This window comes from Streptomyces graminilatus (genome assembly GCF_001418565.1).
Lineage (GTDB): Bacteria > Actinomycetota > Actinomycetes > Streptomycetales > Streptomycetaceae > Streptomyces > Streptomyces graminilatus.
On the sequence record NZ_LIQQ01000643.1, the window covers coordinates 1 to 8806 of the forward strand.

8 protein-coding genes are annotated in these 8806 nt (G+C 71.9%); 3 read left to right on the forward strand and 5 right to left on the reverse strand.

The features are described from left to right. Positions 1-429: AMP-binding protein (locus tag AOK08_RS38890; RefSeq protein ID WP_157876983.1), on the reverse strand; the 429-nt coding region annotated here is incomplete at its 3' end. Positions 430-627: 198 nt separating this feature from the next. On the opposite strand from AOK08_RS38890, the gene AOK08_RS38895 reads away from it, so the two are divergent. Next, a complete protein-coding gene (locus AOK08_RS38895) occupies positions 628-1503 on the forward strand; it encodes an ATP-grasp domain-containing protein (RefSeq protein WP_055534891.1) in 876 nt (291 codons plus the stop codon). Here AOK08_RS38895 and AOK08_RS38900 read toward each other — a convergent pair. The 3 genes from AOK08_RS38900 to AOK08_RS38910 are packed head-to-tail and all read right to left on the reverse strand — an operon-like array spanning position 1493 to position 4804. Continuing rightward, positions 1493-2077 carry a hypothetical protein gene (locus AOK08_RS38900; RefSeq protein ID WP_055534896.1) on the reverse strand — a complete coding sequence of 195 codons (585 nt, stop codon included), beginning with the start codon at positions 2075-2077 and terminating at the stop codon, positions 1493-1495. The two genes, AOK08_RS38895 and AOK08_RS38900, sit on opposite strands and share 11 nt — an antisense overlap. 20 nt (positions 2078-2097) lie before the next feature. Next, entirely contained in the window at positions 2098-3183 is a 1086-nt protein-coding gene (locus AOK08_RS38905; protein ID WP_055534892.1) for a terpene synthase family protein, read from the reverse strand. 43 nt (positions 3184-3226) lie between these two features. Further along, positions 3227-4804 carry a prenyltransferase/squalene oxidase repeat-containing protein gene (locus AOK08_RS38910; RefSeq protein WP_055534893.1) on the reverse strand — a complete coding sequence of 526 codons (1578 nt, stop codon included), beginning with the start codon at positions 4802-4804 and terminating at the stop codon, positions 3227-3229. Positions 4805-5120: 316 nt separating this feature from the next. Between AOK08_RS38910 and AOK08_RS38915 the strand changes: the two genes are divergently transcribed. Together AOK08_RS38915 and AOK08_RS38920 are read left to right on the forward strand one after the other, a co-directional pair. Next, positions 5121-5894 carry an IclR family transcriptional regulator gene (locus AOK08_RS38915; protein WP_055534894.1) on the forward strand — a complete coding sequence of 258 codons (774 nt, stop codon included), beginning with the start codon at positions 5121-5123 and terminating at the stop codon, positions 5892-5894. Further along, positions 5891-6775 carry an SMP-30/gluconolactonase/LRE family protein gene (locus AOK08_RS38920; RefSeq protein ID WP_055534895.1) on the forward strand — a complete coding sequence of 295 codons (885 nt, stop codon included), beginning with the start codon at positions 5891-5893 and terminating at the stop codon, positions 6773-6775. The genes AOK08_RS38915 and AOK08_RS38920 overlap by 4 nt, the downstream gene beginning before the upstream one ends. Before the next feature lie 474 nt (positions 6776-7249). On the opposite strand, the gene AOK08_RS38925 is transcribed toward AOK08_RS38920, so the two are convergent. After that, complete coding sequence (locus AOK08_RS38925) at positions 7250-8650, reverse strand: FAD-dependent oxidoreductase (RefSeq protein ID WP_107101157.1); 1401 nt, start codon at positions 8648-8650, stop codon at positions 7250-7252. Positions 8651-8806: the final 156 nt, after the last annotated feature.

An 8806-nucleotide genomic window follows, 5' to 3' on the forward strand; every position in this document is an offset into this window, starting at 1 on the left:
GGTGTAGACGATGAGGGCGGGGGTTTCGGGGGCGGGTTCGTACGTCGCCTCAGCGGACGTTCGTACGTCGGCCTCGGCCTCGACGTCAACGCGCTCCAGGGTGTCGAACGCGGCGGGGAGCTGTTCGCCGGGGGCGGTGAGTACGAGCGTGGGGGAGCTGTCCTTCAGGATGTGGCCCAGCTCGCTCTCGCCGGACTTCGGGTTGAGCGGTACCGCCGGGACTCCGGCCAGCAGCGCGGCCACGACACCGACGGCTGTCTCCAGCGTGGGTGTCGCCCAGACGGCGACCGGCCCGCCCGAGCCGGAGATCCGGTCGGCGAGGGCTCCGGCCGAGGCGGCGAGTCCGGCGTACGTCAGCGAGCGGTCGCCGAAGCGCAGGGCGGGCCGTGCCGCCGGGTCACCGGTCAGCCCGGGGAAGAGAGAGGACACGGGTCGTACTCCTTAACTCGTCACACCGTCGTACATTCGCGGCGACATCGGCGGTCATACCCAGCCGGATACCACCAACACCATGACCAACACCACCACCGGCATCACCAGCACCACCTTGACCTGGGCTTGTTAATCTTCAGTCGATATCACTATCGGTGGTGAATCGGCAGTACGCGCCTTACCGAGGGAGTCCCCGTGGTCCGCATCGCGATCGTCACCTACGACCCCCGGCCGGAGCCCAGCAAGGACCGCGATCTCCCGGTCCTGGTGCGGGAACTGGTGGCGGCCGGGGCCGACGCGACCGCCGTCCACTGGGACGACCCCGGCATCGACTGGGCCTCCTTCGATCTCGCGCTGGTCCGGTCGACCTGGGACTACACCTGGCGCGCGGAGGAGTTCGCGGGCTGGCTCGACCGGTGCGGGAAGGTCACGCGGGTCGTGAACCCGGTCGGTGTGCTGCGCTGGAACATGGACAAGCGGTACCTCGGCGAGCTGGCCGAGGCCGGTGTCCCCACGGTCCCCACCCGCTATCTGGCCCCCGGCGACACCCCGGACCTCCCCGACGACCGCGAGTACGTCGTCAAGCCCACCTCAGGCGCCGGTGCCCGTTACGCCGCCCGCTACACGCCCGAGGACCGGGATACGGCCGTACGGCATCTCGCGCGCATGCACGCCGAGGGGTTCACCGCGATGGTGCAGCCGTACGTCGGGAGCATCGACGTCACCGGGGAACGTGCCCTCCAGTTCTTCGGCGGCCGTTTTCTGCACGCCAGCCGCAAGGGGGCCGTGCTGGCTCACGGTACGGCGTACGACGCCGACAAGGTCGCCCATCCCGGCCTTGAGGTGTGGACCCCGACCCCGGCCGAACTCGCTGTCGCCGAGCGGGCGTTGGCGACCGTACCGGACAACTCCGGTCTCCTGTACGCCCGTGTCGACCTGGTCCTCGGCGACGATGGCGAACCCCTCGTCATGGAGGTCGAGTTGATCGAGCCGAACCTGTTCCTCGACCTGCACCCGGACTCGGTACCGGTGGTCGTGCAGGCCGTGCTGCGGGCAGCGGTCAGTCCCTGACCGCCACCCGTTGCAGCAACCCCCAGGTGAACTCGGCCACGCACTCCCGCCGTACGCCTTCCCCTTCTCCTGTCCGCTCCGGCGCCGTGAACGCCAGGCCCCAGCGAGTTGGGGCCGTGCCCTCCAGGGGGCGGACGGGGGCGAAGGCGTGGGCGACCTCGTCGACCGTGCAGGACCAGGGGCGCAGGTCGGCGTACGTGCGGAGGTCGGGGGAGGGGGCGCCCGGGGCCCGTACCAGCCACTCGTTCCACGCCACGCCGTTCGGGGCCACGAGCACCTCGAAGCGCAGGTCGGGCCAGAGGGGGACCGGCCAGAGCCAGGCCTCGCACTCCAGGTCGCCGATCCTGCGGGGTGTCACCGACTCGGGGGCGCCGAGGACCGAGCGGTACCGGGAAGCGGCGGCTCGGGCGCGCGGTGAGCGGAGCATCGCCTGCCAGCGCTTGTTGGCCTCGCGCATCTCCGCGATCGACGCGCCCAGCTCGTGCCGGGCGTCCTCCACGAGGTCCGGGTTGTGGTCGGCCATGCGGCGCAGCAGCACAAGCTGGAAGTCGGCAACCGTGAACATGCGGACCATCGTCCCGTACGCGGCCTTCGTCACACGCGCCACCACCAACTGATCGAGTCGATGTCGACCGGCTGATGCGAGGTCGGACCGCACTGGTCGGTGAACCCGGGCGGGGTGAACATCTCGGCGCTCTCGGGGCTTCCGTCCTGGTACCGGTAGCGGTGGCTCTCCTGGTAGAACCGCATGCAGCCACTGATGAACGCGCCGAGCGCGGTCAGGTACGTGTCGACGACCGGGGGAGGGTCGTCGTGCAGGACCCGCTCACGCAGGTCCAGGAACCGGTTCACGACGCGTTCGTAGACGACGACCGTCTCGGCGACCGCTTCGGCGATCGTGGCGCGGTGTTCGCGGCGCAGTACGTCGATCAGGTTGTGCAGGTCACTGGAGCGGGCGGCTTCCTTGCCGTGGGAGAAGGCCTCGTGGCCGACGGTCACGGCCATGACGGCCATCTCGGTGAGGGCCCGCAGCCTCGGGTCCGCGAAATGCTCCGGCCCCATCCCGTGGATGCCCACCAGGGCCGGGAAGAGAACGTATGCCGGGGTGGCGCCGATGTAGAGGCGTGAGTGCAGCGCATCGCTCAGGGTGGGCGGGATTCCGCGTACGTTGGCGGCGATCCGCCAGAGTTCGTGCACCGCCTGGGCGTGCAGGGTCGCTTCGAGCCGTTCGCACAGATAGGCCGGGCAGGAGGCGCGGAAGTCACGCAGGATCTCCGCCAGCGCGTGGGCGTAGGGTCCGTCCCTTTCGCTTGCCGGCTCCGGGGCGGTCGCCGTGCGGACCGTGCGGGCCCAGAACGCCGCCGCACCGGCCGTGTCCAGGCGGACCGGCCCTTCGTCGAGCAAGTCGTCCACCGCGAAAACCCACATGGACATGTTGGCGGCCACCTGTAGCAACTCCGCCGGACCAGCCGGAACGAGATAGCCGACAAGGGCCCCGATCCGCTGGCCCGAGATGCGCTCCTGTTCCTGCGGCGGGTAGAGACCGTGGCGTCGCATGAACTCGTTCGCGCCGAGATCGAGGGTGTGGGTGGCCGGGTGCGTCTGGAACGGGATCGGGCAGTACACGGGTGGCATATCGATCTTGTGGATGTCCGGTACGCAGGTCTTCGGCACGTCCATCGGCTCTCCTGTGCGGGCGGTACGGGCGGTACGGGTGCACGGGTCAAGCGCGGGCGGTCGCGTCCGGTACTTGGCCGGGCAGGGCGGTGAAGGCGCCGGGTGCTCCCTCGACAGCCGCGTTGAGCGCTGCCAGGGCGTGGACGTCGGCCAGGACCGGGAAGTCGAAGGGGAGAGGCCGTGGTCCCACCTGGTCGGGCGGGGCCGTGAAGCCGCCGTCGGGTTCCTGCCGGTCGAGGAGGTGGGCGAGAGCGCGGCCGGCCGCGGTCGCGGTGCCGTGCCGGACGATGACGGGTATGGCGTGCGCGGTGGACAGCGCGTCGCTCGTGTCGCCGTCGCGCCGGCCCCAGCCGCCGTCGGCGTTCTGGGTCTGTTCCAGGCGCCGTACCGCCTTGGCGATGGCCGCGGCGACGCGGGTGCGGGCCGTCGGGGAGACGTGGGCCGTGCTGCGGCCGAGGGCCTCCACCACGTAGGCGATGACGCTGGACTCGCTGAGTGTCCAGCTCCGCCGCCATGTTCCGTCGTCGTCCTGGGCATCGAGGAGGAAGCCGACGGCCTGGTCGAGGATGCCGGAGTGGCGTGGCCAGTCGGGGGCCAGCGCGATGACCGCCCCGGCGGTCATGTCGGGCTCAGGGGCGTGTCCTCGGACATAGGTGGGCCATCCGCCGGCCCCGTCGGCCGTGCGGTGCAGGTAGTCGCCGGCCCGGCCGAGCTGGTGCCCGTAGGTGTCAGGGCCGGCCAGGCGGAGCAGCCTGGCGCACCGACCGGTGTCGTCGACGTCGCTCTGCGTGGTGGTCTCCTCGTAGCCCCAGCCACCGTCCGCGAACTGCCGGCCCGCGACGTAGGCGGCCATCCGTGGGACCACGCCTCGCCGGTCTCCGGCGCTCGCCAGAACCGTCCCGGCCAGTGCGGTCACGAACACCTCCTGTCCGGCGACGAACGGCATCCCGCCGTCGGCGCCCTGGACCCGGACGACCGCGCGCAGACCCTCGCGCACCAGCGCGCCGCCGGGCTGAAAGGTGTGCAGGGCGTGCAGTGCGATCAGGTGGGCCAGCACGTTCCCCTGCCACACCCTTCCCGCGTCGAAGGAACCCAGGGACGCGACCACCCGGGCCCGGTCGGTGTCCAGGCCCGGGGTATCCCCGTCGCGGTGCGCGGCATGGAGGATCCTGACGGCGCGGAGGGTCAGCTCGGTCCAGACCGCCTGTTCCTGGTCCGGGACGCGCCCGGGATCCGTGCGGCCGTCGAACGGCAGGGCGCCCAGCACCGCGAGGAGTGTTTCGAGCAGGAGCTGTTTCCGGGCGCCGGTGAAGTGCCGGAAGCCGTCCAGATGGGCCCGTATCTCCGCGCCCGCCACCGGACGGCCTGTCACGGCTGCCGCCACGGCGGCGTCCAGGACGTCCGCCGGGCGGGCCCGGCGCAGGAAGCCGGTCAGGGCTTCCTGCGTGTCGGGGCCGGTTCTCTCCTTGCGCAGCAGGCTGAGCAGAAGGGCCGATTCCAGGATCCGGCTCGCGCATCGCTCCCGGATCGCACCGTCCGGTTCCACACGGCGGACCAGGTGGTCGTACAGGCGCCGGCGGGCGGACAGGACACGAGCGCAGGGCAGACTGACGGTCGCGGTCATCAGGTTCTCCCTGGCTGGGGACGACTGCGACCAGTGCACCGCCGGATCCCCGGGCAGCACAGAGGGTCGAGGAGCTGGACGCGGTGCAACCGATGCAACATTGCGCACTTGTGAAATGCGGGTACGTGACCGGTGGGTGAATGTGGGCGGTCACGGACGGCAACGAAGCAGTCGCACGCCCATTGCCCGGCGGAGTCCTTGTGGTTAGCCTGTCCTCTGTTCGTCTGTTCGTCATTCCGATCGTCTGTTGAAATCTCGAACGCCGTCGAAAAGCGTCGAGACCCACGACACCTTGTACACAGGAGAGGGGGCCGTCATGGGACGCCTCGTACCTGCCGTGACCCGGGCTCTCGACATTCTTGAGCTCTTCCTGGACGGGGACGGCACGCTCTCCGCACCGGATATCGTGCGCCGCCTCCAGTTGCCGCGCACCACCGTGCACGAACTGGTGACCACGCTCGCCGCCCGTTCGTACATCGTGCAGGTCCCCGGCCAGCCGGGCCGCTACCGCCTGGGTGTGCGCCCGTACCAGCTCGGGAGCCGTTACGCCGAGCAGCTGGACCTGGCCGCGGAGGGTCTCCAGGTGGCCCGTTCGGTCGCCGAGGCGTGCGGCGAGACCGTGCACGTGGCGATCCTCGAAGGCACGGACGTCATCTACATCGCGAAGATGGACTCCACCCACGCGGTACGGATGGTGTCGGCGGCCGGGCGCCGCCTGCCCGCCCACTGCACGTCCGTGGGCAAGATGCTGCTGGCCTCGCTGCCCGACCACGAGCTGTCCGCACGGGTCCCCGACAACGTGCCGCTGGCCGCGATGACGCCGAACAGCATCACCGACCCCGCCCTCCTGCGCGAGGCCCTCGTGGAGATCCGCCGCCGGGGTGTCGCCGTCGAGAACCGCGAGTCGAACCCGGACGTCAGCTGTGTGGCGGCACCGGTGTACGACCGCACGGGCCGGGTGGTCGCCGCGCTGTCGATCTCCGTCCCGATGATCCGCTGGAACGAAGAGCACCGTCCGGAGCTGGAGCAGCTCGCCATCAAGGGCGCCGCCGAACTCTCCGAGCGCCTCGGTCACCGGAGTGTGGCATGACGACGTACGAACCCGCCCTCGAAGTCGCGGTCCAGGCACAGGCGACCCTCGGCGAGGGCCCGACCTGGGACGCGGCGAGGTCCCGGCTGATCTGGATCGACATCCTCGGCTCCCGGGTCAACACCTACGACCCGTCGACCGGCCGCCGTACGGTCATGGCGACCGAACAGCACGTGGGCGCCGCCAAGCCGCGCACGGGCGGCGGCCTGGTCCTGAACCTCCGCGACGGAGTGGCCCTCTACGACGGCGACGGCAACGGGAACGCCGGAGGCACCGGCTTCCGCTGGCTGCACCACGCCCCGGTGCCCGGCCGCCGGGCGAACGACGCGGCGGTGGCCGCGGACGGCTCCCTGTGGGCGGGCACGATGCGCTACGACGAGACGCCGGGCGGCGGCACGCTGTCCCGGCTGACGGGCGACGGCGAGGTCACGACCGTCCTGGACGACGTGGCGGTCAGCAACGGCACGGGCTGGAGCCCGGACGGCCGCCTGATGTACTACATCGACTCCCCGACCCGCCGTATCGACGTCTTCGACGTGTCGTCCGACGGCCGAAGTGTCACCAACCGCCGCCAGTTCGCGCTGATCGAGGAGGGCGCGGGCTTCCCCGACGGCCTGACGGTCGACGCGGACGGCTGCGTCTGGGTCGCCCTGTGGGGCGGCGCGGCGGTCCGCCGCTACACCCCGGCGGGCGCCCTTGACCGCACGATCACGCTCCCCACCCCCCTGGCCACGGCCTGCGCCTTCGGCGGCCCGAACCTGACGGACCTGTACATCACCACGGCCCGCGTCGGCCTCACCGACCCCCACCCGATGTCAGGTTCACTCCTGGTCGTACCGGAGGCGGGCAAGGGGCTCGCCCAGCCTGCTTTCGCGGGCTGACCGCCCACGACCCGCGCCCCCTGGGGGCGCGGGGAACTGCGCGCCAAGCCACAACGCAGCGGACCCGCAGATCCCATACAGGCCGACCCGGCAGGACCTCAAGGGGCGCGGGGAACTGCGCGCCAAGCCACAGCGCACCCGCACCCACCGCGACACCCGGCCGGACTGTGCCTGTCTGACGGTCCGCCGGACTGCGCGCGCCGACCCGTCCCACCCAGGGGCGCGGGGAACTGCGCGCCAAGCCACAGCGCACCCGCGCCCACCGCGACACCCCGCCGGACTGTGCCTGTCTGACGGTCCGCCGGACTGCGCGCGCCGACCCGTCCCACCCAGGGGCGCGGGGAACTGCGCGCCAAGCCACAGCGCACCCGCGCCCGCCGCGACACCCCGCCGGACCGAGCCCGTCTGACGGTCCGTCGGACTGTGCCCGCCGGTGCAGGCCGCCCGACTCCGCCCAGCCGCCGCAGGCACCCCTCACCGCCCCGCCGCCTTCCACTCCTCCGGACGCAGTGGCGGCCCGGTCAGCGGGCGTCTCAGGGGGCCGATCGCCGCCGCCAGCAGGACACTTGGCGCCAGCAGTACCTGGCCGCCGCGTTCCAGGGACGTCACGTCCGTCACCCGGCGGGCGATGCGTCCGTTGCCCGTCGCCGTGCGCATGAGGCGGCCCACGTAGGCCGCCAGCAGGCGGTCCCGGAGGGTGGGGCCCTGTTCCGTGGCGCCGGTGTAGAAGATGTCCTGGCTCGTCGCCAGGTCCCAGGCCGCCGAGACCGGGCGGGCCACCGCCTTCTGGATGCGGCGCGACAGACCGGGCGTGCCCCAGCCGTGACGGGCGATCACATCCCGTAGCGCCAGGGCGCTTTGGGCCGCCACCGACATTCCGTGGCCGTAGATCGGGTTGTACGCGGCCAGCGCGTCGCCGATCACCGTGAGGTTCTCCGGCCAGGCGGGCATCCGCTCGTAGTAGTGGCGTCGGTTCGACGTCGTACGGGTGACGGAGACGTCCGTCAGCGCCTCCGCCCCCGCGAGCAGCTCCGCGATCACCGGGTGCCGCAGCTCCTCGCGGGCGAAACGCGTGAACTCCACGCCGTCCGTGGGGGGTTCGCTGCCCCGCGTACCGGACAGGGAGACCAGCCAGCAGCCGTCCTCGACGGGCATGAGGACACCCGCCCGGCCCGGACCGGCCGCCATCGGGTCCGCCTGCACGTTGACCACGGGGAAGGCGCGCCGGGCCGGTTCCGGTGCCCGGTACAGCCTGCTGGCGTACGCGAGCCCGGAGTCGACGACCCGCCGGGGCGGCTCGGGCAGCCCCAGCTCGCGCAGCCAGTGCGGGGTGCGCGAGGCGCGGCCCGTGGCGTCCACGACCAGGTCCGCGTGCAGGGTGCGGCGGCTGCCGTCGGCGCCGCGCAACCGCACCCCGGTGACTGCCTCGTCGGTACCCTCCAGTCCCAACACCTCGGTGCGATCGGCCAGTTCGATGCGCTCGTCGTCCAGGATCCGGGCCCGGACGGTCGCGTCCAGCAGGTCCCTGCCGCACAGGTACACGTGGTGCGACTCGGGCCACCGACGGAACCAGCCCTGCGGTGCCAGCGCGACCACGTCCGTGGTGACCGCCAGCCGGTGCGCACCCGCGTCGAGCAGTGACTCGCCCACGCCCGGCACCAGTTCCTCGACGGCCCGCGCCCCGCCGGACCACAGCATGTGCGCATGCCGGGCCTGCGGCAGGTTGCGGCGCGGCTCGGGCCCGTCGGGCAGGGCGTCACGCTCCACGACGGTCACGTAGTCGGCGAACCCGGTCAGGGCGCGGGCCGCGAGCAGCCCGGCGAGCGACCCGCCGAGGACCACGGCGGATCTGACGGAAGACGGCTGATCACTCATATACGCGCAGGCTCTCTACTGTGGCGGTCGCGAGGGCGCGCACCGCCTCGATCTCGTCGGGGCGACTCAGGACCTGCGACACGGCTTCGATGTCCCGGAGCAGGTCCGTGAGTAAGTCCGTCGCACGGCCCGCGACTTCAGGGGAGGGGGAGGGGG